This is a genomic window from Nocardia barduliensis (assembly GCF_013315795.1).
Lineage (GTDB): Bacteria > Actinomycetota > Actinomycetes > Mycobacteriales > Mycobacteriaceae > Nocardia > Nocardia barduliensis.
The window spans coordinates 1-25,633 of record NZ_JABLTE010000003.1 but is presented as its reverse complement, the minus strand read 5'-3'; the positions used below and the strand labels follow the sequence as shown (position 1 = coordinate 25,633).

Genomic DNA, 25,633 nt, shown 5'->3' with positions numbered 1-25,633 from the left:
GGGTAGGCGTGGTCGGTAGCGGTCGTGGGAGACTGCTGATAGGTTAAATAGCTATATAGTTATACTATACGGTCTAGTGGTGATCGTCTCACCGGTTCCCCAGCCAGGAAGGTCGTGTCGTGTCGGAGCAGTCCCCGCAACCCGCTGTCATCGTTGAGCAGCGCGATCGTGTCCTCGTGGTCACGATCAACCGGCCCTCGGCCCGTAATGCGATCAACACGGAGGTCAGCCAGGGATTGGCGGCCGCCATGGACCGGCTCGACAGTGATGCGGGCCTTTCGGTGGGGGTTCTCACCGGCGCCGGGGAGAACTTCTGCGCGGGTATGGACCTGAAGGCGTTCCTGGCGGGTGAGAGCATCGCCGTCGAAGGACGCGGACTCGGCTTCACCGAGGCCCCGCCCCGGAAACCGGTCATCGCGGCGGTCGAGGGTTTCGCCCTGGCCGGCGGCACCGAGTTGGCGCTGGCGACCGATCTGATCGTCGCCTCGCGCACCGCGTCGTTCGGGCTGCCCGAGGTCAAGCGCGGCCTGGTGGCCGGTGGCGGCGGCCTGCTCAGACTGCCCCGGCGCATGCCCTACCAGATCGCCCTGGAATTGGCGCTGACCGGCGAGAACTTCTCCGCCGAGCTCGGCCATCGGTATGGGCTGGTCAACCGCTTGGTGGAGCCCGGCAAAGCGCTCGACAGCGCGCTCGAACTTGCGGCGCTCATCTGCCGCAACGGCCCGCTCGCGGTCGCGGCGACCAAGCGGATCGTTGTGGAATCGAGCGGTTGGTCCGATGAAGAGGCCTTCGACCGGCAGCGAGAAGTGTTCGCGCCGGTCTTCGAGTCCGCAGATGCCCGCGAAGGAGCCGAAGCCTTCGCGCAGAAGCGCGATCCGGTGTGGGCGGGCAAGTGAACCGCACTGGCTCATCGCGATGAATACGACAGTGAACGGAGAAGACATGACAATCCCGGCGAGCGATGTCGCGCTGGTGACCGGTGGCGCGGGAGGTCTCGGCGAGGCCGTGGTGCGCCGTCTGCACAAGGCGGGAGTCAAGGTGGTCGTCGCCGACCTCGCGGACGAACGCGCGCAGGCGCTGGTCGACGCTCTCGGTGCAGGCGCCGTGTACCAGCGCACCGACGTGACCTCCGAGGAGTCCGTGCTGGCGGCGCTCGAGGCCGCCGCTGCGCTCGGCACGCTGCGCCACGTCGCCATCGCCCACGGTGGTTGGGGTGTGGCCGAGCGAGTGGTCAACCGCGACGGCAGCCCGGCCACGCTGGAAGGCTTCACCAAGACCCTCGACCTCTATCTGGTCGGCACCTACAACGTGCTGCGGCTGGCCGCGGCGCGCATGGCGACGAACGAACCCACCGCGGCGGGTGAACGAGGATCCGTGGTGTTCACCGCGTCGATCGCGGCTTACGAGGGCCAGATCGGGCAGTCCGCCTACGCGGCCGCCAAGGCGGGTGTGGTCGGCCTTACCCTTGCCGCCGCTCGTGACCTGAGCACCCTCGGAATTCGGGTGAACACGATCGCGCCCGGCACCATGCGCACCGCGATCATGGAATCGGTCGGCGATGACGCGCTGGCCAAGTTCACGAGCAACGTTCCGTTCCCGAAACGGCTCGGCGAACCCGAGGAGTTCGCCGCTCTGGCCGAGCACCTGCTGACCAACGGCTACGTCAACGGTGAAGTGGTCCGGCTCGACGGCGCTCAGCGTTTCGGTCCGCGCTGATCATCCTGCAAGCGGCTGCTGCCCGGCGACAACGCGCGTCGAGCAGCAGCCGTTTCGCTTGTCCGGGGTAGGGTGCCGCGAGATTGCGGTCCAGCGGCCTTCCCCGTCTCCTCGGCGCCCCTGTGGGCGTGCAGTGCGTCGATGAAACCGTGTGTCCGTGTCCATCCCCATCGAAAGGGTGACGGGGCGGGAACAATGTTCCCTGGGTCATACCGCGCGAGCCGCTTACGGTGGGATCTGGATCTGCTGTCGATCCACCTCACCGCGAAGGGGCAGACGTGGACACGACCTGGCTCGAAGTGTTGAAAGTCTGGGCCGCGACCAATGTGGACCCGACTTTCCACGCGAATCCACTGCGACTCGATTTTCGCCCGGAAATGCACGGCGCATATGACTTTCGCCGATGGTGTGCACCGGCGCATCGGCTCACGCCTGGCCCTACTGCAGTCGTGCATTCCGATCGGGGAGGCTCTTGTGTGAGTTCCTCTGTGCAACAGCAATATCGACGCGCTGACCTATGACCATGCGGCGGTGCGTGCAGTGACCGATCTCCCGCTAGCGCTGCGATTCGGCTTTGCCTCGAAAACGGCATTGCCTGGAACACACGCTGTGTCACGGGACCGGCCCTGAGCTGCTCCCGATTGCAGGGATGACGGCTATTCGAGCCTCGATTCCACTGAACTGGCGGCAGACATGAGCCGCGCACGCCGGGATCGCCTGCTGGCAGCGCGCTCTCGTCATCGAGGAGTAGTGGGGCCGCGCTATTCGCCGAACAATTGCCAGATGTGTTCGTAAGTAGTCGAACCTCTTGTGCGTGTGGTCTGCATCACGTACATTCATTTAAATCAACTATCTGATTGCGTCGGAGTTTCGCCGCGCAATCGAGGGATCGGAGTGGGATGGAGCATCTGACCTTTCTGCTCTTGGGCTTGGGAAGTGGTGCGGTCTTCGGAGCGCTGGCGCTCGCGGTCGTGCTGACCTATCGAAGCTCGGGAGTCGTCAACTTCGGGGCGGGTGCGATCGCGCTGCTCACGGCGTACTTCTACGCCTTCCTGCGGCAGGGGCAGCTGATGATTCCGCTACCGGGATTCCCCCAGACCGTGGATATCGGCGCACCCTTGGGGCAGTGGCCCGCGATGGCGATCGCCACCGTGATCGCCGCCGCGATCGGCGCGCTGCTCTATTTCGCGGTGTTTCGTCCGCTGCGCACCGCGCCCGCGGTCGCGAAGGCGGTGGCCGCACTCGGGATCGCGCTGCTGGTCCCGGCGCTACTCGCGCAACGGCTGGGCACGGCGACGGTCGCGGTCGATCCGATCTTTCCCGACGAGGTATGGGAATTCGACGACTTCGTGCTCCCGCACGATCGAATCTATCTGGCGGTTACCCTCGTCGTACTCGCCGCGGCACTGGTTACCTGGTTGCGGTTGAGCCGGTTCGGTCTCACCACGAAGGCTGTCGCATCCTCCGAGCGTGGCGCCTATCTGAGTGGGATGTCACCGGATCGGATAGCGGCCTACAACTGGATGCTGAGTTCGGCGGTGGCCGGTGTCGCGGGAATCCTCATCGCACCTATCGCGTCCCTGGCGCCGGTCTCCTACACGCTGTTCATCGTTCCCGCGCTGGCCGCGGCGGTGATCGCCCGGTTCGAGATGATGGTGGTCGCCGTGCTGGCCGGGATCGTCATCGGGATGGTTCAGTCGTGGCTGCAGTACCTGACAACGCTGTTCTCGGCGCTGCCCGCCACGGGACTGTCGGAGCTCGTGCCGTTGACGCTGATCATCGCCGTCCTCGTGCTTCGAGCGCGACCGCTACCCAACCGGGGCGCGGTAATCGTGCAGACTCTCGGGTCCGCGCCGCGGCCGAGTCGGCCATTGGTCAGCACCGCGGTGGTCGCGATCGTCGCTCTCGGGTTGCTGATCGTGTTGGACGACCGCTGGCGGAACGGCCTCATCGTCTCCCTCATCATGACTGTGATCGGCTTGTCGATCGTCGTCGTGACCGGATACGCAGGGCAGATCTCGCTGGCGCAGTTGACGATAGCGGGCGTCGCGGCGTTCCTCGTCGGACCGCTGACGCGAGCGTGGAATCTTCCGTTCCCGATTTCGCCGCTACTGGCGGCCCTCATCGCGGCAATTGTCGGCGTGTTGGTCGGATTGCCTGCGCTGCGCATACGTGGACTCGCGGTCGCGGTGGTCACGCTCGCGATGGCCTACGCGGTGGAGGCCGTGTGGTTCCGGAATACCGATTTCGTCAGTTCATCGGGTACTACCACCGAACCGCCGACATTCCTCGGCTTCGATATGGGCATCGGCGGTGGTGCGGACTATCCCCGCGTCGCATTCGGCGTCCTGTGCCTCGTAGTGGCCGCCGCGGTGGGCCTGGCGGTGGCGATGCTGCGGCGCAGCCGATTGGGGTCACAGATGCTGGCCGTGCGCGCCAACGAGAAGTCCGCCGCAGCGGCCGGTGTCAACGTGGTGCTGGTGAAGGTGACTGCGTTCGCGATCGGTTCGTTCATCGCGGGACTCGGCGGGGCGTTGCTGGCATACCAGCAGCAGTCGGTGATCTACGAGCCGTTCTCGGCGATGAATTCGGTCGCCTTCTTCGCGGTCGTGTATCTGGCGGGCGCCACTTCACTGTCCGGCGGTGTGCTCGCGGGACTGATCGCCGCGAGCGGTTTGCTCTACATCGCCATCGACGAGGTTGTCGGCGCGGGCGCCTGGTACCCGAGCATCGCCGCACTCATGCTCATCGTCACGGTGATCGTGAACCCGGAGGGAATCGTCGGTCCCGCGCACAGTCTGATCGCTCGACGGCGGACGAGTGGAACCGTCGCCTCATTGACTCTGGAAGACGACGTCGAACAGGATGTCGTGGAGTCGGCATCCGCCGGTGGGGGCGGCACCGCTCTGCGCGCCGACGGAATCTCGGTGCATTACGGCGGCGTCGTCGCGCTCGACGGTGTGGCGCTGGAGATTCCAGAGGGCAAGCTGGTGGGCCTTATCGGTCCGAACGGCGCGGGCAAGACCACCTTCATCGACGCGCTGTGCGGATTCTCCGAATACACCGGCACGGTGGAATTGCAGGGTAAGCGAATCGACACCCGATCCCCGTATCAGCGCGTTCGCGACGGCCTCGGCCGGACCTTCCAGGCCTTGGAGTTGTACGACGACCTCTCGGTCCGGGAGAACGTCAAGGTCGCCGTGTGGACGGGGGACGGAGGCCGGGCGACCGGAGAGTCCGCTTCCGTGGATCGAGTGCTCGACCTCGTCGGTCTCGCCGGGGCAGGCGGTCGTCCGGTCAGCGAGCTGTCCCACGGGCAGCGTCAGTTGGTCTCCATCGCCCGTGCGCTTGCGGGTAATCCCTCGGTGCTGCTGCTGGACGAACCCGCCGGCGGTCTGGACAGCGAGGAAAGCCTCTGGCTGGGTAGACGTTTGAAGCGGATCGCCGCCTCGGGTATCGCCGTGCTGATGGTCGACCACGATATGGATCTGATCTTCGGGGCCTGCGATCTGGTCTACGTTCTCGACTTCGGAAAGGTCATCGCGGTGGGCGAGCCCGATGAGATTCGGACGAATGAGCGGGTCGCGGCCGCGTATCTGGGAAGTGAGGTCGCGGTCGATGCCTGAGCAGCACAACACAGAAACCGGAATGCCCGTCCTGTTCGAATGCGCCGGACTCGCTGTGGGCTACCACAACACCATCGTGGCGCGCGACATCGATATAGCTCTTCCGGCTGCCACGGTGCTGGCGGTGCTCGGCCCCAACGGTGCGGGCAAGACCACATTGCTCAATACGATGGCGGGTTTCCTGAAGCGGCAGAGTGGGACGGTTTCGGTCGGGCGGACGACGCTGCGCAACGGTGACCCCCGGCATGCCAACCAGAACGGACTGGTGCTGGTTCCGGATGACCGGGCTCTGTTCACCGATCTGACAGTGCTGGAGAACCTGAAGGTCGCCCGCAACGACGGCAAGGCACACGAGGCGACGCTCGAACTGTTCCCCTCGCTGCGTAAACGCTTGAAAGTGCGGGCGGGTGACCTGTCCGGCGGCGAACAGCAGATGCTGGCCGTGGCCCGTGCGATGGTGCAGCGGCCGACGGTCCTGCTCATCGATGAGATGAGCATGGGTTTGGCTCCCGTGATCGTCGAGGAGTTGTTGCCCGTCGTGCGGCGCATCGCCGATGACACCGGCGCGGTGGTCGTCCTGGTCGAACAGCACGTGCGGCTGGCATTGGAGATCGCCGACGAGGCCCTGGTTCTGGTCCACGGCGAGGTCCGGCTGCGTGGCTCTGCCCAGGACCTGCGCTCGGATCCGCAGCGCCTACGGGATGTGTATCTGGGTATGGGCGCTGCGGCGCACCCAGGCTGAGTTCCCGGTCCCCGAAGCCACGAATGTAACCGCTGACCGTTCCCCGGTCCGCGTCACCACAAGGAGAGAAATGAAGGGTGAACTTCACCGTACCCGGCGCGCCGTCATCGGCGTCGCCGTTGCAGCACTCGCGATCGGGACCGCCGCCGCGTGCGGCAGCGACAGCGACACATCGGCGGGCGCGGGCACGGCCGACCCGGCGGTGCTCGGTCCGCCCAACGCCGCGACCGCGGATGTCGTCACCATTGGATTCATCGGCGAAGGCAAGTCGGCCGCCGTGGATGCCAGCGCTGAGTTCACCGCTGCGCAAGCCGCGGTGGCCTACATCAACGAACACCTCGGCGGTCTGCGCGGACACCGGGTACAGCTGAAGACCTGCGAAACGAAGAGCAATCCGGCCGCGGCCACTGACTGTGCCAACCAGATGATCAGCGCGGGCGCCGTCGCGGTCGTCGAAGGCGCACTCGGAAATGTGGACCAAACCATAGATGTGCTCGCACCCGCGGGGGTCCCGCTCGTGTTGAACTATGCGACCTCGCAGAAATCACTGTCCTCCCCGAACGTCGTGACCTTGATGAACGGTGTGTCGGCGATCTTCGGCACACCGGCGGCACTGGCCAAGGAGAAGAACGTCACCAAGTCCGCGCTGGTGACCATCGATGTGCCCGCCGCTACCGGCGCCGCCAATCAGATGGGCAAATTGGCCTTCGGCAACGCCGGGTCCGCGTTGGAAGTGGTGACCATCCCGCCGGGCACTCCCGACGTGACCTCGCAGATCACCGCCGCCAACCGCAATGATCCCGGCCTGTGGACGGTGCTGGGAAACACCAACTTCTGTAGCGGTGTTCTGAAAGCCATCAAGACGGTCGACCGTGGCGCGACCATCGTCGTCAACGATCGCTGTGTCGACAGCACCATCAGTTCTTCCATCCCCGGCGGGTTCGAGGGGGTCCAGGTGGGCACCACGGCGAACCTCGACCCGGCCACCGATGACATGAAACTGTTCCAAGCGGCGATCGACAAGTATCAACCCGGCCTGCGGATCGAGTACAACGCCGCGGGTGGCTGGCAGCCGATCGTCGGGTTGGCGCGCGCGCTGAACGCGACACCGGGCCAGGAAGTCACCCGGCAGACGGTGGCGGAAGGGCTTCGCTCGGCGCCCGCCCAACCGTACCCGCTGACCAACGGCATCCAATTCCAATGCAACGGGCAGGCATTCCCGCTCTCGCCGAACGTGTGTTCCTCCGACATCATCGTCGCCACCGCTGACAAGGGCGGCGTACTGCGCGACTACCGGATCCTGCGCGCGGACGCCTCGCTGTTCACTCCGCCGTCACGCTGACGGTATGACATCGGCGTGTGGAGGCGGTCACCACCATCGGTTTGTGGCCGCCTCCACACGCGTGTCCAGGTTTGTCGGATTCCACCGGCGATGTCCTGCCGCGAGAGAGTCCGGGCTCGAACGAAAACGGCATTGCTTTCCGTGCATCGGCGAATTACGGTAATGATAGTGACCGAAACAGTCGGCGATCGGTTCGCGATCCGAGGTCCGCGTCCGCGCCGCGTCCAGCGCCCGCGGGGTGTTCGGTTGTGCGTTGGAAGTCGATGCCGGGTCGGCTGTGCGCAACGCGTCGCGGTTCGTCGTCGGCGTTCCCACCATGACCACACCCTCCGCGCATATGTCCGCTGACAATTCACAGAAGGAACGAACGTGACCACTACCCTGACCGATCTCGCTCCGACCGGATCGTTCAACCACGCGGCCCTCTGCTCGGCGCGCCGGTTCGAGCCCGCCGAGGTCCTCGCCGAGAACACCACCATTCACGGGCTGATTCCGGAAGCCGGGTACATCTGGGGCACCTTGCGCGACGACGAGGGCGGCCTGCACTCGATCATGCGTCGTGTTCCGGCGGTGCGGGACAACAAGAAGGCCGGTAGCGACATCCGCTCGCTGGGCGGCAAGCTGATCCTGCTGTCCAGCGCGGGGGGCGACGAGCAGTTGCGTCTACGCCGGGAACCGAAGTACGCGCCCGAGAGCAATGATCTCTCGCGCCGAGTCATCGACTCCGGCGCGCTGGAGTTGGCGGCCGCCGCGAACGAGCACGGCCGCTCCGTGGCGCTGACGCTGTCCACCGACTCCATGCATTACCAGGAGACCGACGTCATCGACGTGACCGGCAGCCGGATCGCTCCGCCGTTGCAGTGGTTCCTCCCCGGCCAGGACTCGTCGCTGCTCTACCTCACTCAGACCTGGCTGGTCGAGGGGGACCTGGCAGGTAAGCACGTGCGCGGATTCCTGTTCTGGGAGGAGGCATGGATGCGCGAGGGCGGTCGCCTGTACGTCGACAAGGATCCGCTGCACGACGCCGAGTACACGACCTGGTACTCCTGGGCCAATCACTACGACGACGGCAGCGCCGAGGTCGGGCACTTCCTCTTCGGCAACGGCGATTTCCATGTCGGTGTCATCGGCCGCAGTGACGGTACGGTGACCACGGCGCACACCATGGAGGCGGTCATCCGGCGCGACGCCGACGGCTACTGGCACGATGGCATCGACTACACGATCAACGGCGAGGCCTGGATCTGCGAGCCGGATCCCAACGGCCGGATGGAAGGTCTCGGCGTAATCCCGAATCCGCAGCAGGAGGGCCGGATCCACCGCGTCTCCGACACCAGGGTGCCGGACGTGTGGATGGCCTGGGGTGAGACCGTTCCGGGGAACGGCGAACGTCGCCGCTGGTGACACGGTCCGCACGGCCCACATGGGGTACGAGGAGTGACGTGAGCGGAGCGGTCGAGTACGCGTCGTTGCCCGCCGCGGCCGCCCGACGCAGCCCGGACAGGGTCGCGCTGCGGTTCGAGGGACAGATGTGGACCTTTCGCGAGTTCGACCGAGCGGTTCGACGGGTGGCGGATCGACTCGCCCGCGCCGGGATCCGGCCGGGCACCCGCACCCTGCTGTTGGTCGAGAATCGACCGGAGTACATCTTCGCGCAGTTCGCCCTCGCAAGCCTCGGCGCGACCTTTGTGCTCCCGAACCCGTACTGGACAGATCACGAGATCGGCCGGGTTATCTCGACAGCGGGTGCGCGTGCGGCGATCTATTCGGCGCGGCACCGCGTGAACGCCGACGGGCTGCCGATCGCGGTGCCGATCGAGGATGTCGCCGCCGCGGCGGCGGGTGGCGCGATGGTGCCGCGGCCCGCCGCGGCGGCACACCCCCGAGCCGAACTGTGTATCCCTTTCTCGTCGGGGACGACGGGCTTCCCGAAAGGTGTCGTGCACACCGTCGCGAGCCTGTCGGGCGGTATCGGTCAACTGGTCACGCATCTGGGCTTGACCGATGCCGATCGGCTGCAGATCTCCCTGCCGTTGTGCCACATCTTCGGCACCTCGATGATGGGTGCGGCGCTGTCGGCGGGGGCCGAGGTGACGTTGTTCGAGCGGTTCGATTTCGACCGTTGCCTCGACCAGATCAAACGGGATTCGGTCACGGTTTGGCCGCTGGCGGGGGCGGTGGCGCATCGACTGGCCACGCTGCCGGAGCTGAGCCGCGCTGACTTTCCCGGCCTTCGATACTTCATGTGGGGCGGAAGCGCGGTTCCGGCGCATCTGGCGCAGACGATCACCTCCCGCACGGGCGTGGGATTCCTGTGCTCCTACGGCATGACCGAGGCGTTCGCGGTGGCGTTCAATCCGGTCGAGCAGCCGCAGCGGTGGCGTTTGGATTCCCCGGGATTCGCCTGCGCCGGAAACGAGTTCCGAACAGGGAACAACGGCGAGATCGAGGTGCGCGGGCCGTGCGTGGCCGTGGGCTACACCGATCCGGCAGCGAACGATCCGTTCCTCGAAGGCGGATGGTTCCGCACCGGCGATGCGGGGCGCATCGACGAAGACGGACGTCTGTGGATTTCGGACCGGCTCAAAGACATGATCAAGGTATCCGGCTTCCAGGTCGCGCCCGCCGAAGTCGAGGCGGAACTGATGCGGCATCCGGGAGTCAGCGATGCGGCGGTCGTCGGCCGACCCGACGAGCGCCGCGGCGAGCGCGTGGTCGCCTATGTCGTATGTTCCGAGCCCGTGTCGGAGCACGAGTTACGGGCGACGGTCGCAGAACGTCTGGCCACTTACAAAGTGCCTGCCGAGATCATGATCGTCGACGAGCTGCCACGGACCGCGGCGGGAAAACTGCAGCGGTCGCGCCTGCGGGAAGGGCGCGGTGACTGATTTTGCGTTCATTTCGTGCGGGCGCTGTCCGGTCGTCCCGCCACCACGCCGGTGATTCGTAGCCGAGTGCCCCTTACAGTCGAGAAATGAAGCACACGCAGTACCCGCCGCCGTATGCGGCGGACCGCAGGCGTACCGGGCGTCCGCTCGACGCGACGGTGGAGCAACGGGTGCTGCACGAAGCCAGGGCCGAACTGGCGTCGGCGGGGGTCGACGCATTCAGTCTCACGGCGGTCCTGCGACGGGCGAAGGTCGGCAACAGCGGCTTCTATCGCCGGTGGTCGAGCGCGCGGGAACTCATCATCGACGCGTTCGCCTCGATCGCCACCTGGCCCGAAGTGCCCGACCTGGGTGATCTGCGTAGTGAGCTACGCGTCCTCGTCGATGCCTTCGACCGGCCGGGAGCCTGGACCGGTCTGCAGATACTGTTCACGTTCACAGGTCAGGCAGCCCGGCATCCCGAGCTGTACGCACACGTCCAGCGCACCGTCATCCACCCCGGCAGTCAGCGAGTGGCCGCCGTGTTCGAACGGGCCCGTGCACGTGGGGAATTCACGGAGGGGACCGATCCGAAAGCACTCGCCGCGGCTTTCATCGGTGCCTTGACCGTCGTCGAACAGTGGTCGGTCAGTACGAGCGGCGGTTTCGGCACCGATCTCGAATCCGTGCTGGACACTTTCTGTGCCCTGGCCGCGCGACGCAGGCCGGAGTAATGGCCGTGACACGGCGGTTCAATCGCTCACGTCCCCAACGCGCTGATGCTCCGCGACACGGACGCGCAAACCGTCGATGAGGGTGTCGATGCCGAATTTGTAATAGTCGGCGCCGTGCAGTCCGTCCAGGTGCGGTAGCACCGTCGCGAGGGCGGGCGGCAGATCGGTTTCGTCCTTCGGCACATCGGCCATGGCCACCTGGTATCGACCGAACAGATACGTGTGAATCAACGAGTAGGACAGCAGGACCTGTCGTTCCGGCAGCCCGGCGCAGATGAGGATCGCCATGAAGGCGTCGACCAAGCGGCGATCGGTGTGCAGCATCCGTTGCAGGAGTAGTCCGGCGATGCTCGGCTGTCTGCGTAGTTGGGCGTCGATGCGATCGATGAGCAGCCGGAGCCGGACATCCCATGTACCGTCCTCATCGGTGGGGATCGTCACGTCGGCGAGTGTGCGCCGCGCGACCAGGTCGAGCAATTCCCGTTTGTCCGCCACGTAGGAGTACGCGGCCATCTGGGAGCGACCGAGTCGTTGAGACAACCGCCGCATCGACAGTGCGTCGAGCCCATCGCCCCGGATGATCTCCAACGCGGCGTCGACGATCTGGTCTTCGGTCAGCGAAGGCGGACGCCCCCTGGTCCGCCGGGACGCCTTCACGGAATCTTCGACGTCTGTCAGGCGGTCGTGCGGTCTCACGGGGGGAGTGTACTCACCCGCTCCCGTGGAGCGGGTGAGTGCGACCCTCGGCCTGCTGTCGCGCACGAGATCAGATTCCGAGGCGTTCCAGCAGCCGTTCGTGCGCCAGGGCGGGGCCGCCGAGCAGCAGATCGGTCTCGCGCGCGCGGGTCGAGATGGCGTCGACGTCCGCGGTGTCGAGGCCGTCGGCCACCGAAGTGAGCCGCAACGACACCTGCCGCACCGCGTGCGAGCATCCGATATGCGCCATCGCCGCGGCCGCGGCGCTCGCCTCTAGATCGTCCTGACTCTGGAGTTTGACCGCCCGGTACCACAGCGCGGTCGCGCCTGCCCGCAGCAATTCGAGTTCCGCGAGTTTCCTGGTGTATCCCCGCCAAGCCTCGCTGTCGGTAGCCGAGGGCAACACCTCGACCAGGCATTTGAGCGCCCGATCCACGATGCCCATCTGCTCGGCTGCCAGCACGGTGGTGGCCCGGTCGAGAGTGCGATTCATGATGCGGCCGCCCGCACCCTCGCGTCCGATCAGAACCGCGGGAGTGTTGTCGAAGCCCATGCGCGCGAGCGGACGCGATTCATCGAGCGAAGGCAAGGTCTCGACGGTCAGGCCCGGCGCGTCGTGGCGCACGAGGTAGAGCGAAGGACCGCCGATGTTGCGGGCGATGACGAAGATGTTGTCGGCCGCCGTGGCTCCGGGCACATACCACTTCTCCCCGGTGAGCTGCCAACCGTCTTCCGTCGCGGTCGCCCGTGTCCGCACCAACGCCGGATCCCAGGATCCGGTCTTCTCGGCTGCCGCCAGTGTCGAGTGGCGGACGTCGACGCTGTCGTCGTTCGGTGCGGCCGCGACGGCGAACGCTTGTGCGCCGAGTCCGGCGGCGGGAAAGTAGTCGGTGCGAGAGAGCGTGTAGCCGGCCGAGTAGGCGACTCTGGCGAGGCCGGTCGACTGCGGCCCGAACGCCTTCTCCTCCCAGGCATCCTCGGCAAGGAGCGAGGTCAGCGCCTCATTGCGCTCGATCACATGGCCGGTGACGTCGACGGCGAGAGTGTCCAGCGCGCGGGCGGCCTCGGCCGTGAGGTCGCCGGTTGCCCGGACCAGGGGCAGCAGCGGCTCGCGGAAGGCGTTGCCCGCGTCGGCGAGCAGCCGCGGCCCGAGCACCTCGGCGATGAATTCGCCGGCCGCGGCCAGTACGCGGGCCTCGGCGGCGTCGATGACGGCCGCCGGGGACTCGACCTCGCCGACTCCGAGTTCGCGGACCGCGACGAGCCCGGTGAGCAGCTCGCTGAGTTTGCGTCGCAAGGCCCGGTCGTCCCAGGTCCAGGTCGAGCGCATCAAAGCGGACAGGGTCTCCTCGTTCAAGGTCGCGAGGTAGTGATCGCGTTGTTCGCGACTGAGTGTCGTGCTGCCCGTCGTCGGTTCCATGGCGCCTCCCGTGGTTTCGGTTGAAGTGTTCGGTTCACACGATTGCTTCTTTTCGTTACAGTGTAAAGTATTGGCGGGTAGTTCCGCGGACGCGGTACGGGCCCGCACGACGTTCGAACGAGGAGATACCTATGACAGAGGCGTTGCACGCGGTCGAGGAACAGCGTGAGCAGGACAAGATCTGGGCGCATTCGGGGGATTCCCACCTGATGGAGCCGGAGGATCTGTGGACCTCGCGCCTGCCGAAGCGGTTGGCGGATCGTGCGCCGCGTTCGGAGCGTGGTGAGAAGTACGAGATCGTCTATATCGACGGTACGCAGATCGATCGCCAGCTCAACGACTTCATGGACGCCATGCGCCCGCCGGGGTTCAAGGATCTGGACATCCGGCTCCAGGATCTGGATCAGGAAGGTGTGCGTAACCAGTTCGCCTTCCCGTCGATGGGTTTCTGGGCTTGCACCATCCGTGATCCCGAGTTGGAGAACGCGGTGGTGCGTGCCTGGAACGACTGGGCGATGGAAGAGGTGATGGGCAAGCAGGATCGCATCTTCGCGCCCGCCATCGTGCCTCTGATGGATGTGAAGAACGCGGTGGCCGAGGCCGAGCGTGCCGCCGAGATGGGCTTCCAAGCGTTGTTCTTCCCGTGTGGCATCGATGACGATCGGGCCTGGGGTTTGGACTTGTGGGAACCGCTGTGGACGGCTGCCGAGGAATTGCAGCTTCCACTGACCTGGCATGTCGGCACCGGTGCTGCCAACGTGGTCTATCGCGGCCCCGGCGGCGCGGTAGTGAACTACATGGAGACCGGCTATCCCGCCATGCGGGTGATCACCCACCTGGTCGCGGGTGGTGCGCTGGATCGGCACCCGGATCTGAAGGTGCTGGTGGCCGAATGTGGCGCGGGATGGGTCCCGGCGGTGGGCGACCGGATGGATGAGGCCTACCGGCAGCACGGCATGTTCGTGCGTCCCCGGCTGTCGCGTCTGCCGAGCGAGATCATTCGCCAGCAGGTGTACGCCTCGTTCCAGCACGACATCAGTTCCGTGCAGATCATCGAGGACACCGCGTACGACAACGTGCTGTGGGGCGACGACTACCCGCACCTGGAGGGCACCTACGGTCACACCCAGCAGACGCTGCACTCCATCTTCGACGGCGTCGACACCCGGATTCGTGATCGTGTGTTGCGTGGCGCCTTCGAGGAACTGTTCCCCCGGGCTGCCGCCTGAGCGGCCATGCCGAACGCGGGCGCGCTCGAAGCGCGCCCGCTCTGCGTTGTGAGGCCGCTGCCGGCCGGCTCGATCCGCGCCCGGCGCTCTCGGCTACCCGAGTGTCGGGTTCCGTCGACATCGAAAGGTACTTCCATGACCCAATCCGGAACGAACGACACCACATCCTCCGCGGGTAGCGCCGCGGTCGCGGGCGACGATCCGTCATCCCCGTTGCATTCCCCCCGCTCACCCGCGGGAGTGCGACTGTGTTACGGGTGCGCCCCTCGCAACGAGTGCCGCCTCGGGGTCGAGCGTGAACAACTGCACGACGATGGCGTCGTGGTCAGCCACGTGGTGTGCCCGGAATCTCACGAGGGCGGTCCCGGGGTCGCACACGGCGGTTGGACCGCGGGCGTCATGGACGAGCTCGTCGGGCACAGGATGATGTTGAAGCACGAGTTCGCGGTCACCGGGACGCTCACCGTCAAGTTCGTGCGGCCGGTGCCGGTCGGGTGGACGCTGATCGGGCGTGCGTGGACTGTACGCACGGAGAACCGGAAGGTTTTCGTCCGAGCCACATTGCAGTTGGAGAGTTCGGGCGCGGTTCTGGCCGAAGCCGAAGCCATCATGATCAAGCGACCCGACACCCACTTCGAGCAGCACGAACAATGGCTTCAGTCGCAGCGCGGCGACCGCTGACAGATATCCGCCCCCTCCTTCTATACAGGTATATATTTTAACTGTTAGGCTGTGTGCCGTATCACGCTTACGGGAGTGGCCGAGTCGCTATGGCCCCCGGCACACACAAGCGTGACGATGCCCCGGCAATGGAGGAGACTGTGACTATCAGTGGGTTGGAAGAGCCACGCAAGACTCTCGACGGCGAGGTCTACGAGTTCCTGGAACCGGAAATCGAGACCGCCTCGCGAGAGGAGATCAGGGCAGGCCAGGAGGCCGCGGTGCTCGAACTGGTTCGGTACGCGTGGGACAACTCGCCCCTGTATCGAGAGCATTGGAGCGCCGCCGGTGTGTCACCGGACGACATCCGCAGCCTCGAAGACTTCACCACCAAGATCCCGACGATAACGAAAGACGAGATCAAGTCCTTCCGGGCGCGCACCGGCGACCCCTACGGCGGGCTGCTGTGCGTGGACCCGAAGGACCTGACGTCGGTGACGACGACCTCGGGAACGACCTCGGCGCCCGAACTGCTTCCGGAGATCTGGTCCGAAGCCCCTCCGTTGCCGGCCAGTTCGGCCCGCGACCTCTACGTGCACGGCCTGCGAGCCGGTGACCGCGTTGTCGTCCCGGTCGGGACGTTCCGCAACTACTGGGACGATTTCTACTCCGCGCTCGGCTTGGTGCCGGTGTTCGCGAACAGCTGGCTCGGCGAGGGCGAAGCTTTGCTCCGCGCCATCCGGAAGCATCAGGTGGCCTACATGCAGGTGCACCTGCCCGCCATCATGGAGTTCGAGAAGCTCGAGTCGAAGTACGACCTGCGCGAGGCATTGGCATCGGTGAAGTTCTTTGCCTTCGCCGGCCAGCCGATGGGCGCCGCGCTCAAGCGGAAGGTCACCGAGGACTGGGGTGTCAAGATCGTTCAGTACACCAGTGCGGGCGATACCGGAACAGCCTGGGAAGGGCCGGATTTCGACGGCTTCCAGCTGTGGGAGGACACCATGCTTCCCGAGGTCCTCAACACGCTGACCGGCGAGCCGGTGGCGGACGCGGAGATCGGTGAACTGGTCGCCACCGACCTCGACAACCGGGTCGCGCCCTACATCAGGTTCCGCTCCGGCGACCTCGTGCGCGTCACCCGTAAACCGTCTCCGACCGGACGGACACATGCGCGCATGTGGTTGTCGGGCCGCCGCGGCGACGAGACCGTCGTCGACGGCAAGGCGATCGTTGTCGGCGACGTCTGGCGGCTGGTGGAGTCGCTGCCCGAGTTGTCCGACGGCATGTTCCAGATCATCCGATCGAACGACGCCATGACCAGATTGCGGCTCCGGGTCGGTTACGCGCCCGAGCGGACCTCCGATGTCGCCGATGTCGAGCGCCGGTTGACCGAGGTCCTCGAATCCGAGCTCGGCGTCGGCGTCGACCTGGTCATGTTCACGGTCGAGGAAATCCTGCAGTTCAGCTCGAGCGTCGCCAAGTTCCCGAGGACGGTCAAGGAATGACACGGAAGACAATGCTGGAAGCCGCCGGGCGCGCGCCCAAGGCTCCGATCTACGGAATCGGCGTGTGCCCTGCGGGCGATGGCTTCATCGACTACGAGATCGGCTGGGACGATCTCGAGCGCGATGTCGCCTGGGCACACGAGCAACTGCTCGCCGCGGGCGTGAACGGGGACGATCATGTGCTGATCACCACGCCCAATCACGAAGGTCCCTGGCTGAGCCCCGTTGTGCGGGCGCTGCGGAGAATCGGAGCGACTTACACACCCGCCGAGACCTACAACTGGGATTCCGCGCGGTTCCTCTCGGTACTGGACCGACTTCCGATCACGGTGGTCATCGGGCTCGGCGATGAGACGCTCGGTGCGCTCAAGGCACAGAACCCTGATCTCGGAGCGTTGTTCGAGAAGGTCCGCGTGATCTGGGCGCGGCCGGACGCGCACCGTGAGCTGGTCGCCGCCGGTGTGAACTCCACGCTGATGGCCCTGCTCGGGCCCGCGTTCGGGCTCGCCCAGCCCGGTGATCCGGGTGTGCTGCGAGTCAACGGCGCCGAATGGGCGATCCGCGAGTCGGGGGGCGAATTGGTGGTCTCGACCACCGATGCGAGGTCGGCCCGAATCACCGACGCGCCGACCGGCGTGCGCGGACGGGTGACCGCTGACGGCGACACTCTCCTGATCGAGCTGTGAGCCCTGGGCGCTCGCCCTCCGGCGAGGGCGAGCGCCCGAACAGTACTGGTGCCGACGAAAGGCTGCGGTGTGGAGCTCGGTGAACGGAACGAAGACGAAGGCACGCCAGGGTTGCTGCGGGACGGTCGCTCGGTACTCGTTCGCCGATTGACGACGGACGACCTCGAACTCATCGTCGATTTCAGCAAGCGGCTGTCGCGCCGTACGATCTCGATGCGCATGCTCGGGCCGGTGGTGACGCTGGACCGAGCGGGGTTGGCCCGGTTCATGCGTTTCGATCCCGCCGGACCGGTCGCACTGGTCGCCATCCACGAGAACCGTGCTGTGGGAGTCGCGGATTTCGCGCGGGTCGACGGCCATCCCGATCGCGCCGAGGTCACCTTCACCATCGCCGACGAATTCCAGTCCGTCGGCCTGGGCGGATTGCTGATGGAGCATATCGCCGCGGCGGCGCGGGACCACGGGATAGCGGTACTGGAAGCGGATGTCCTCGCGGAGAATCTCGCGATGATCCGCACACTCGAGAGCTCCGGGTACGCGGTCGAGTTGGGACCGCCGGGGGCGGTGTTGCACGCGGATATCGCGATCGCGCCCAGGGCGCAGGTACTGGCACGCTCGGATCGCAGAGAACACCAGTCCGTCCGTTCGTCCATGCAACGGATCTTCGATTCCCGCACCGTGGCCGTTGTCGGCGCGGGCCGCGGGGAGGACAACCTCGGTCGCGCCGTCGTCAAAAATCTTCTGGTACATGGATTTCCGGGCCGGGTCTATGCGGTGAACCCGAACCGGCCCGCCGTGATGGGTTTGCCCACCCATCCCACCGTCAGCGCCATCGGAGAACCGATCGACCTGGTTGTGGTAGCGGTCGCGGCCGACCTGGTCCCCGAAGTCATGCGGGACTGCGCCGCTGCGTCGGTGGGGGCCGTGGTGGTGATGTCGGTCGGATTCGGCGAGTTGGGCGAGCGTGGTCGCAGCGCGGAGTTGGACATGGTCCGGTACGCACGCGGTCAGGGCATGCGGGTGATCGGCCCCGCGAGCATGGGAATCCTGGCCCAGGAAGGCGTGCGCCGACTGGCGGCGACCTTCTCGGTGTCACTGCCCGAGCCCGGCGTGGTGGCGATGGCCAGTCAGTCCGGAACGCTGGGGCTGTCGGTGCTGGAGCACGCCCGCCGCATCGGGCTCGGTATCTCCAGCTTCGCCTCGCTGGGACGCTCGGCCGACGTGTCCCCCAACGACCTGTTGCAGTGGTGGGAAGAGGATCCGACGACCTCGGTGATCCTGCTCGATCTCGAACGTTTCGGCAACGCGCGCAAATTCGCGCGTCTGGCCCGGCGCGTCAGCGCGCGCAAGCCGATCGTCGCCGTCACCAGCGCGGTGCAGGCGTCGCCGAGCGGCGCGGTCGGTCTCGATCTCGTCGACAGTGGTACGGCGACCGACACTCTTCTTTCCCAGACAGGCGTCGTCGCCACTCGCACGCTCGCGGAGATGTTCGACGTAGCAAGGCTTTTCGCCCATCAACCGATACCGCGCGGTGACCGGGTCGCGGTGGTCACCAACGCGAGCCAGCCCGGCGCGTTGACCGCTGCCGCGTGCCGGGCGGCGGGTCTGCGCATCGCGGTCGTCGAGGAATCGACCTCGGCCGCCCTGCGCGATCTCGGCGTGAGCGGCGTATCGGCCGACTTCTTCGACCTCTCGCCCCGCGCGGAAGCGCCACTGTACGAGGCGGCACTGCGCGCGGTTCTCGCCGATGACGGCGTCGACTCGGTCGTCGCGCTCTTCACGCCACCGGTGGTGCAGAGCCCGGACGCGATCGCCGCGGCCATGGTGCGCGCCGCGGGATCGGCCTTGAACAAACCTGTGGTGGCGAGTTTCGACGGCACCGAGGGAGTGCTGTCCTCCGACGGGGAAAGCCGTACGCTACCCAGCTACACCTTCCCCGAGGCGGCAGCTGCCGCGCTCGGCCGGGCCACCGCGTACGGCATATGGCGCCGACAGCCCGCAGGCGTGGTGCGAGAGCCCGCAGGAATCGCCGCCGATCGCCTGCACGCCGTCATCGATCGCGCCGGGATCGGCGTCGTGGGGGCCGACGAGACCACCGAAGCGCTGGCGGCTGTCGGTCTCACCGTGGCGCCGGAGTCCGAGCTCTCCGGGCCGCAGGTGTCGGTCTCGGTGGTGGCGGACCGCACTTTCGGACCGTTGCTCGCTTTCGGCGTGCTCGGCGATCCGATCACGTTGTATTCCGACATCGCATTGCACATCACTCCCGTCAGCGACCTCGACGCCGCCCGCATGGTTCGCTCGGTGCGCGCGTTCCCGCTGCTGGCCGAAAGCGACGTGGACGGGCTGGTCGATGCGATCCTGCGAGTAGCGTGGCTGGTCGAGGAATTGCCGGAACTGGCCGAGTTGCGCCTGTCGCCGCTCACCGTCGGTGCCCCCGGCAAAGGCGTGGCGGTGCGGGCGGCACGACTGGTCCTGGAGCAGCCCACCCAGGAGCGTAGGCACCCAGAGGCGACGCTCCAGCGGCCGTGATCGGCTCAGGCATAAGGATCAGCACGCCGTCCGCCCTCGGTCGGCGTTCGGCACGACATATGGCGGGCGCCGCCGGTCGGAACGGAATACACATATGACAAACGGAATACACATATGACATCCGCCGAACAGACGAACCCTGCCGAATTCCTGGCCGCTTCGGTCGAGGTGTCGCACGACTCGGTCGGGACCGCGTTCATCCGGACCGTGCGATCCGCGCCGGAGGCGCCCGCGTTGCAGCTTCTCACTCCCTCCGGCGTCGCGTCGCTCAGCTGGGCAGAGCTGTACCGGCGAGCGAGCGGGGCGGCGATGCGGTTGCGAGAACTCGATCCCGAGCGTGGCAGGGTGGCGCTGATCGCCTACAACAGCATCGACTGGATCGTCGCGATGTACGGGTGCGCGCTGGCCGGCCGGTCCGTTGTGCCGATCAGCCCCGCGGCGACCGACGCCGAGGCCACCCACATGCTGAATTTGGCGCGGGTGACCACGGTCCTGGTCGTGGAGCGGGTCGGTCAGGACCACACCGTCGCCAGACTGGAAGGCGTGGCGCGGCGGCTGGCGCGTCCACCCGAAGTGCGCGATATTGCCGAATTCAATACTGTCTCCGATATTCTCGTGGAACCCGCGCACGTCGATGCGACGGACGAATTCCTGCTCCAATTCACCTCGGGGACCACCGGAGTACCGAAGGCAGCTGTGCTGTCGCATCGGGCCGCAATCAATTGCGCGCAGGTCTACGCTCGCGGCTGCACCGTCCGCACGGGCGAAGTGTGGCTGAATCCGTTGCCGCTGTTCCACGTCGGCGGCTTGGTGACGGGGCTGCTGGTGGCCATGGCGCACGGCGGCGCCTACATCGTGCTCGACCGGTTCTCCACGGAAGTCGCGTTGCGGGCGTTGCGGGAAATCCGTCCGGCGCTCGTCGGTCTGGTGCCGACCATGATCATCGACCTACTCGCCGTGCCCGGGGTGTCGGCGTCGGACTTCGCGAGTGTGCGGCTGGTGATCGCTGGCGCGACCGCGGTCGATCCGGGATTGATCGCGGAGATGGAGAATCGGCTCGGCATCACGTTCATGGTTGCCTACGGCCAGAGCGAGGCCCCGGCGATGGCGGTCAGTGCGCCGGAGGATTCGCCACGGGTCCGCACTCGGTCGATGGGGCGCTGCCTGCCCGGTCGGGACTACCGGATCCGCGACAACGACGGCAATACGGTCCCGTTCGGTGTGATCGGTGAGTTGTGCGTGCGGGGACCGCTGACGATGACCGGGTATCTGCGGCCCGATGGCGGTGTGGACCCCGCCGCCGACGAGCAGGGCTGGCGGCGCAGCGGGGATCTGTGCTCGATGGACGCCGATGGGGTGCTGACCTTCCACGGGCGCATCCGCGAGATGATCATCCGCGGTGGGCTGAATATCTTCCCCGCGGAGGTCGAGCGCGCGCTGTCGGCGCACGAATCCGTCACCGAAGCAGCGGTTTTCGGCGTCCCTGACATCAGACTCGGCGAGCGCGTGGTCGCCGCCGTGCTGGCCGCGGTGGAAGACGAGGTCGACATCGAGGGGGTGAGGGCACTGCTGGAGGACAGGTTGAGCCGCTACAAACGACCCGCCGAATTGATCGTCGTGCGCTCGCTACCCCGGACCAGTACTGGCAAAGTCCGCAAACATCAGCTGCGGGAGTGGTACCAGGAGGGCACGCTCATCGACAGGTGCGGGTAGGCGGCGGCGCCGGCTGACCCGCGGGGGAGAGCAGCGGTGAGAAGAAGCGGGGCTCGTTCTGGAGCGGGGTGGGTCCCACGGGCGATGCGCGCGTGTGGTGTGACGTTCTCCACCCTAGCCGGGCCGCAGTTATTTTACATTTGTAGTGTAGTTTACAGATGTAAAATAACACTGGTTCGAGAGGGAGATCGATGGCCGAGTCGCCGAGCGGCGGCACCCGCACGAGTACCGGATCAACGGTGAAGATGCTGGTCGGAGCGCTGCTTTTCCCGTTGTTCATGGCACTCGCGTTGCCCGGTGCCTATCTCTACGCGTTTCATGAACCCCAACCGCGTGAGATGCCTGTCGAGATCATCGGCGCCGACCGGGATTCGGCACGGCTGGCGTCCGGACTGGCGACGAAGATGGCGCCGTCGTTCCGGGTCACCGCCGTGGCGGACGCGGACACGGCCCGGCGGCATCTGGACGACCTGAGCAGTCGTGGCGCGTTCGAACCCACGACCGGCACGCTCTACGTCGCGAGTGCGGGCAGTCCGCTCGCCAAGGCGACAGTGGAGACCGCGTTCGGCTCCGTCGCGCAGCAGCTCGGGACCGAACTCACGGTTCGAGATGTGGCGCCACTGCCCGAATCCGACCGTCTCGGTATCAGCCTGCTGTTCGTCGGCCTCGCGGCGATTCTCGCGGGCTTCGTCACCGCGACCGTGCTGAACGTCGCCGTGAAAGACTTGTCCATCAGGACGGAGATGATGATCCTCGGCGTGGTCGCGCTCATCGCGGCGGTGATCACCACCTTCATCGCCTATTCCGCGTACGGCGCGTTGTCCGGGCACCTGCTCGGGGTCTCGGCGCTGGTGGCATCGGGCACGGTCTGCGCGGGCCTGGTGCAATCCGGCGGCGTCAAGCTGATCGGACCCGGTATGACGGTCATCGGTGTGACCGTGCTCGTGATACTCGGCATCCCCGCCTCGGGAATCGCGGTACCGGTCGAGATGGTCCCGTCCCTGTTCGCCGACCTGCATTCCTGGTTGCCGACGTCGGCGGTGCTGGACGGACTGCGGCGGACGCTGTACTTCGACGGTGGCGGTATCGAGTCGGACCTGCCGATCATCGGACTCTGGATCGCCCTCGGCGCGGGCGCGATCTGGCTGTCCACCCTGCGGTCGACGAGCGAACGCGCGGCGGTCGCCGAACAGGAAGGTGCACGATGACACACGATCGCCTTGCCCGGCGCCGAATCGTTACGGGCGTGCTGACCCTGCCGCTGTTCTTCCTGATCGCACTGCCCGGGCTCTTTCTCGGCGCACTGCACTCACCCGCACCGCACGAGGTGAAGGTGGCCGTCATCGGTGACACCGCGCAGGCGCGGGCCGTGGCCGAGCAACTTTCCGTGCATGCGGCGGGTTTCGAGATCCAGTCGGCTACGGACGCGGAATCCGGTCGAACCGCCGTGCGAGACCGCGAGATTCGCGCGGCCTACGATCCCGCGACCGGCGATCTGTTCGTCGCGTCGGCCGGCGGGATGCAGGCCACCGAGGCCGCCCGTGCGCTGTTCGCTGCCGTGGCGCAGTCCGGGGGTACGCCGCTGCATGTGCAAGATGTGGTGGCGTTGCCGGACGCCGATCGGCTCGGCACGAGCGCGCTCTATCTCGGGGTCGGCGCCATCGTCGGCGGGTTCCTGTCCGGCTTGATCGTCGCGATGGTCGCGCCCGGCCTGCGGTCGCGTGCCCAGGTTTTCACCGTGGTGGTCATGTCCATCGTCGTAGCCGGAATCGAGACATGTTACGGCTGGGTTGTTTTCGACATATTCGCCGGTAACGCGGCGGCAGGCGCGGCGATCTTGGCCGGTATCGCGCTGGTCGCGGGATCGGTGACCTTGGCCGGGATGCGTCTGATCGGACCCGCCATGGTGATGGTGTCGGTGCTGGTGCTTGTGTTGGCCGGAGTCGTGGCGTCCGGACTGCCGGTGCAGCTGGATATGGCGCCCGCGTTCTACGGTTGGATGCACGAAGTACTGCCCACCGCGCGGGGGCTCTCGGCGCTGCGCAGCGTCTGCTACTTCGAGGGCGCAGGCATTATGGGTGACGTGATCGTCATGGCGGTATGGGGCGTGGCGAGCGTGGTCGTGCTGGCGGCTACCCGCGGGAAAGCCACCACCCCCGGACTTGCCGCGCTCGCGGACGTCGAGGCCGACGAGGCCGTGGTCGTGGGTGCCGCCGCCTCGGCATCAATGTGACCCTGGCGGAAGCCGGGACGCGACCGCATCATAATTAGTATATTAGTTGTCCTATAACCGACCGGAAAGCCATCGGCAGGCACGTCTGGCGGTCGGGTTCGCGTTTCGACTCGATCCGCTGCAGGCGGTCGATGAACAACTCGGGTTCGAACGCTTTGTCCTGCGGCTCGAACGCTTTGTCCTTCGGCTCGAACGTTGGAAGCGGCGCCGGGTGCCGACGCCGAGAACAGTGAAGGAACCTACTCGCAATGGGCAAACTCGATGGCAAGGTCGCGATCATCACGGGCGGCGCCTCCGGAATGGGACGAATCGCCGGGCAGTTGTTCGCCCGTGAGGGGGCGAAGGTAGTACTGGCCGATATCAACGCCGAGGCGGGCAAGCTCGCCGCGGAGGAGATCGCGGCAGCCGACGGCGAAGCGCGATTCGTCGAAGCCGATCTCACGTCCGAGAGCGACATCGAGGCGTTGGTCGCGACGACGGTGGACAGCTACGGTCGGATCGATGTCCTGTTCAGCAACGCCGGTGTGAAAAACCCGCTCGGACCCGCGCACACCATCAGCGAGAAGGACTGGGATTGGGTAGTGGACACCAATGCCCGAGGCACCTTCTTCTGCGTGAAGCACGTCGCCCCGCACATGGTCGAACAGCGGTCCGGCAGCATTGTCATCAACGCGTCGGTGGCCGGATTCTTCGCCCTTCCCAACCAGCCCGCCTACAACGCCTCCAAGGCGGCCGAGGTCCATTTCGGTAGGAGCGTGGCGGCTGAATACGGCCGGTACAACATCCGGTGCAATGTGATCTGCCCCGGTCCGATCGGCGGTGACTTCGCCACCAAGTACATCTATCGCGATGAGGAAGAAGCGCAGCGCGGCAAGCGAGGTGTGGGCGAACTGGTACCGCTCGGGCGTCTCGGCTCCAGCGAAGAGGTCGCCAACGTGGCGCTGTTTCTCGCGTCGGAGGATTCGTCATACGTGACCGGAGCGTCCATCCCTGTGGACGGCGGGCTCACGCTCGGACTGGACGTGATCAACATTGCCACCAGGTTCGGCCAACAGTCGCAGTAGTATCCGCGCGGCGATACGTCGAGCAGCACCGGTCGAGCCGTCATGACCGTTGAATGGTTGTGAGCGTCGTCCGGTGCTGCACCCGCATCGGGGGGCGCTCAGTCGGCTCGCAGCACGATGCCTTGAGCGTTGAAGAAAAGCCCGCCGGGAGACAGCAGGGCCGATCGTGCGCCGCTCACCTGTCGGTCGCCCGCGTCGTGGCGAAGCTGGAGAACCGCTTCGTGGACGTGTCCCGCTCCCTGGGAGCCGCCTTCGGACAGGCTTCCGCCGTGCGGATTGATCGGCACACGGCCGTCGATGAGCACACGATTCTCGCGCTCGTCCCAGTGTTCGCGCAGGAAATCGCCCGCTTCTCCCGGCTTGCAGAACCCGTACTGTTCCAGACAGTGGAGGGTGATGATCGAGAAGCCGTCATAGGGGAACAGGACGTCGAAGTCATTGATCGATAGCTCACTGCGCGCCAACAGGGCTTGCGACGCTACCGTTTGCCCGGTGTGATCCAGGCCCGCGACCAGATGCTCTTCGGGATGCGACGTCAAACCCATCGAGAGAGCGTGCACCAGGACAGGTCTGTCGGCCAGGTCTGCCGCTCGTTCGGCCGTGGTCACCACGAACGCGTCGGCCCCGTCCACGGGCACATCCATGTCGAACAGGCACAGCGGTTCTCGGATCATCCGCCCCGCGAGATAGTCGTCCATCCCGAGGGGGTCGCGCATCACGGCGTTGGGATTGCGCGCCGCGCCGGCGCGGCCGTTGAGAGCGACCAGTCCCAGATCCTGTCGACTGCGGCCGAACGTCTCGAGGTATCGGGCGGCCCAACCGGCATATCCTGTCGCGCCGAACATGCCGTACGGCTCGGACTCGGTATGCC

The 25,633-nt window shown here is 66.3% G+C and carries 20 protein-coding genes; 17 read left to right on the top strand and 3 right to left on the bottom strand.

Translation table 11 applies throughout. From position 1 onward, the window contains the following. The first annotated feature begins 119 nt into the window (after positions 1-119). The 8 genes from HOV91_RS02295 (at position 120) to HOV91_RS02260 (ending at position 11,027) form a co-directional block, all read left to right on the top strand. Positions 120-896: a crotonase/enoyl-CoA hydratase family protein gene (locus tag HOV91_RS02295; protein WP_174183745.1), complete on the top strand. Its 777-nt coding sequence runs from the start codon at positions 120-122 to the stop codon at positions 894-896. 46 nt (positions 897-942) lie between these two features. Then, positions 943-1,716, top strand: a complete 774-nt coding sequence (locus HOV91_RS02290; protein ID WP_174183744.1) for an SDR family NAD(P)-dependent oxidoreductase — start codon at positions 943-945, stop codon at positions 1,714-1,716. Between the two features lie 899 nt (positions 1,717-2,615). After that, the gene (locus HOV91_RS02285) at positions 2,616-5,342 is read left to right on the top strand and encodes a branched-chain amino acid ABC transporter permease/ATP-binding protein (RefSeq protein ID WP_174183743.1); all 2,727 of its coding nucleotides are present in this window, start codon (positions 2,616-2,618) and stop codon (positions 5,340-5,342) included. Beyond that, entirely contained in the window at positions 5,335-6,084 is a 750-nt protein-coding gene (locus HOV91_RS02280) for an ABC transporter ATP-binding protein (protein ID WP_174183742.1), read from the top strand. The genes HOV91_RS02285 and HOV91_RS02280 overlap by 8 nt, the downstream gene beginning before the upstream one ends. Positions 6,085-6,154: 70 nt before the next feature. After that, positions 6,155-7,426 (top strand): ABC transporter substrate-binding protein, encoded by a 1,272-nt coding sequence (locus HOV91_RS02275; RefSeq protein ID WP_174183741.1) that lies wholly within the window; start codon positions 6,155-6,157, stop codon positions 7,424-7,426. Positions 7,427-7,795: 369 nt separating this feature from the next. Further along, the gene (locus tag HOV91_RS02270; RefSeq protein ID WP_174183740.1) at positions 7,796-8,830 is read left to right on the top strand and encodes a hypothetical protein; all 1,035 of its coding nucleotides are present in this window, start codon (positions 7,796-7,798) and stop codon (positions 8,828-8,830) included. A gap of 38 nt (positions 8,831-8,868) precedes the next feature. Continuing rightward, the gene (locus HOV91_RS02265) at positions 8,869-10,314 is read left to right on the top strand and encodes a class I adenylate-forming enzyme family protein (protein WP_312884432.1); all 1,446 of its coding nucleotides are present in this window, start codon (positions 8,869-8,871) and stop codon (positions 10,312-10,314) included. Between the two features lie 86 nt (positions 10,315-10,400). Then, positions 10,401-11,027, top strand: coding sequence for a TetR-like C-terminal domain-containing protein (locus HOV91_RS02260; protein WP_174183739.1), 627 nt, complete (start codon positions 10,401-10,403; stop codon positions 11,025-11,027). Positions 11,028-11,045: 18 nt separating this feature from the next. On the opposite strand, the gene HOV91_RS02255 is transcribed toward HOV91_RS02260, so the two are convergent. After that, positions 11,046-11,723 (bottom strand): TetR family transcriptional regulator, encoded by a 678-nt coding sequence (locus tag HOV91_RS02255; protein WP_174183738.1) that lies wholly within the window; start codon positions 11,721-11,723, stop codon positions 11,046-11,048. Positions 11,724-11,793: 70 nt separating this feature from the next. Continuing rightward, positions 11,794-13,143, bottom strand: a complete 1,350-nt coding sequence (locus tag HOV91_RS02250; RefSeq protein ID WP_174183737.1) for an acyl-CoA dehydrogenase family protein — start codon at positions 13,141-13,143, stop codon at positions 11,794-11,796. A 131-nt stretch (positions 13,144-13,274) separates the two neighbouring features. Here HOV91_RS02250 and HOV91_RS02245 point away from each other — a divergent pair, with 131 nt between their 5' ends. From HOV91_RS02245 to HOV91_RS02205, 9 genes are all read left to right on the top strand, one after another. After that, the gene (locus HOV91_RS02245) at positions 13,275-14,372 is read left to right on the top strand and encodes an amidohydrolase family protein (RefSeq protein ID WP_174183736.1); all 1,098 of its coding nucleotides are present in this window, start codon (positions 13,275-13,277) and stop codon (positions 14,370-14,372) included. A 135-nt stretch (positions 14,373-14,507) separates the two neighbouring features. Next, complete coding sequence (locus HOV91_RS02240; protein WP_217439306.1) at positions 14,508-15,053, top strand: PaaI family thioesterase; 546 nt, start codon at positions 14,508-14,510, stop codon at positions 15,051-15,053. A 140-nt stretch (positions 15,054-15,193) separates the two neighbouring features. Further along, complete coding sequence (locus tag HOV91_RS02235) at positions 15,194-16,537, top strand: phenylacetate--CoA ligase family protein (protein WP_312884431.1); 1,344 nt, start codon at positions 15,194-15,196, stop codon at positions 16,535-16,537. Beyond that, on the top strand, positions 16,534-17,223 hold the full coding sequence (locus HOV91_RS02230) for a hypothetical protein (protein ID WP_174183735.1): 690 nt from the start codon (positions 16,534-16,536) through the stop codon (positions 17,221-17,223). The genes HOV91_RS02235 and HOV91_RS02230 overlap by 4 nt, the downstream gene beginning before the upstream one ends. Positions 17,224-17,292: 69 nt before the next feature. Beyond that, the gene (locus tag HOV91_RS02225; protein ID WP_174183734.1) at positions 17,293-19,752 is read left to right on the top strand and encodes a GNAT family N-acetyltransferase; all 2,460 of its coding nucleotides are present in this window, start codon (positions 17,293-17,295) and stop codon (positions 19,750-19,752) included. Positions 19,753-19,866: 114 nt separating this feature from the next. Then, positions 19,867-21,465, top strand: coding sequence for a class I adenylate-forming enzyme family protein (locus tag HOV91_RS02220; protein WP_174183733.1), 1,599 nt, complete (start codon positions 19,867-19,869; stop codon positions 21,463-21,465). 191 nt (positions 21,466-21,656) lie between these two features. Then, positions 21,657-22,673: an ABC-2 transporter permease gene (locus tag HOV91_RS02215; protein WP_174183732.1), complete on the top strand. Its 1,017-nt coding sequence runs from the start codon at positions 21,657-21,659 to the stop codon at positions 22,671-22,673. Next, the gene (locus tag HOV91_RS02210) at positions 22,670-23,698 is read left to right on the top strand and encodes a hypothetical protein (protein ID WP_174183731.1); all 1,029 of its coding nucleotides are present in this window, start codon (positions 22,670-22,672) and stop codon (positions 23,696-23,698) included. Before HOV91_RS02215 ends, HOV91_RS02210 begins: the two co-directional genes overlap by 4 nt. A 248-nt stretch (positions 23,699-23,946) precedes the next feature. Then, the gene (locus tag HOV91_RS02205) at positions 23,947-24,762 is read left to right on the top strand and encodes an SDR family NAD(P)-dependent oxidoreductase (protein WP_174183730.1); all 816 of its coding nucleotides are present in this window, start codon (positions 23,947-23,949) and stop codon (positions 24,760-24,762) included. Positions 24,763-24,860: 98 nt separating this feature from the next. On the opposite strand, the gene HOV91_RS02200 is transcribed toward HOV91_RS02205, so the two are convergent. Continuing rightward, complete coding sequence (locus HOV91_RS02200) at positions 24,861-25,607, bottom strand: thiolase family protein (protein ID WP_174183729.1); 747 nt, start codon at positions 25,605-25,607, stop codon at positions 24,861-24,863. Positions 25,608-25,633: the final 26 nt, after the last annotated feature.

Bases quoted from the DNA above. Each gene is read 5' to 3' on its own strand.
- HOV91_RS02290 (WP_174183744.1), top strand. From the start codon at position 943: ATGACAATCCCGGCGAGCGATGTCGCGCTGGTGACCGGTGGCGCGGGA.
- HOV91_RS02285 (WP_174183743.1), top strand. From the start codon at position 2,616: ATGGAGCATCTGACCTTTCTGCTCTTGGGCTTGGGAAGTGGTGCGGTC.
- HOV91_RS02280 (WP_174183742.1), top strand. From the start codon at position 5,335: ATGCCTGAGCAGCACAACACAGAAACCGGAATGCCCGTCCTGTTCGAA.
- HOV91_RS02275 (WP_174183741.1), top strand. From the start codon at position 6,155: ATGAAGGGTGAACTTCACCGTACCCGGCGCGCCGTCATCGGCGTCGCC.
- HOV91_RS02260 (WP_174183739.1), top strand. From the start codon at position 10,401: ATGAAGCACACGCAGTACCCGCCGCCGTATGCGGCGGACCGCAGGCGT.
- HOV91_RS02250 (WP_174183737.1), bottom strand. From the start codon at position 13,143: ATGGAACCGACGACGGGCAGCACGACACTCAGTCGCGAACAACGCGAT.
- HOV91_RS02245 (WP_174183736.1), top strand. From the start codon at position 13,275: ATGACAGAGGCGTTGCACGCGGTCGAGGAACAGCGTGAGCAGGACAAG.
- HOV91_RS02240 (WP_217439306.1), top strand. From the start codon at position 14,508: ATGACCCAATCCGGAACGAACGACACCACATCCTCCGCGGGTAGCGCC.
- HOV91_RS02230 (WP_174183735.1), top strand. From the start codon at position 16,534: ATGACACGGAAGACAATGCTGGAAGCCGCCGGGCGCGCGCCCAAGGCT.
- HOV91_RS02220 (WP_174183733.1), top strand. From the start codon at position 19,867: ATGACATCCGCCGAACAGACGAACCCTGCCGAATTCCTGGCCGCTTCG.
- HOV91_RS02215 (WP_174183732.1), top strand. From the start codon at position 21,657: ATGGCCGAGTCGCCGAGCGGCGGCACCCGCACGAGTACCGGATCAACG.
- HOV91_RS02210 (WP_174183731.1), top strand. From the start codon at position 22,670: ATGACACACGATCGCCTTGCCCGGCGCCGAATCGTTACGGGCGTGCTG.
- HOV91_RS02205 (WP_174183730.1), top strand. From the start codon at position 23,947: ATGGGCAAACTCGATGGCAAGGTCGCGATCATCACGGGCGGCGCCTCC.
- HOV91_RS02200 (WP_174183729.1), bottom strand. From the start codon at position 25,607: ATGTTCGGCGCGACAGGATATGCCGGTTGGGCCGCCCGATACCTCGAG.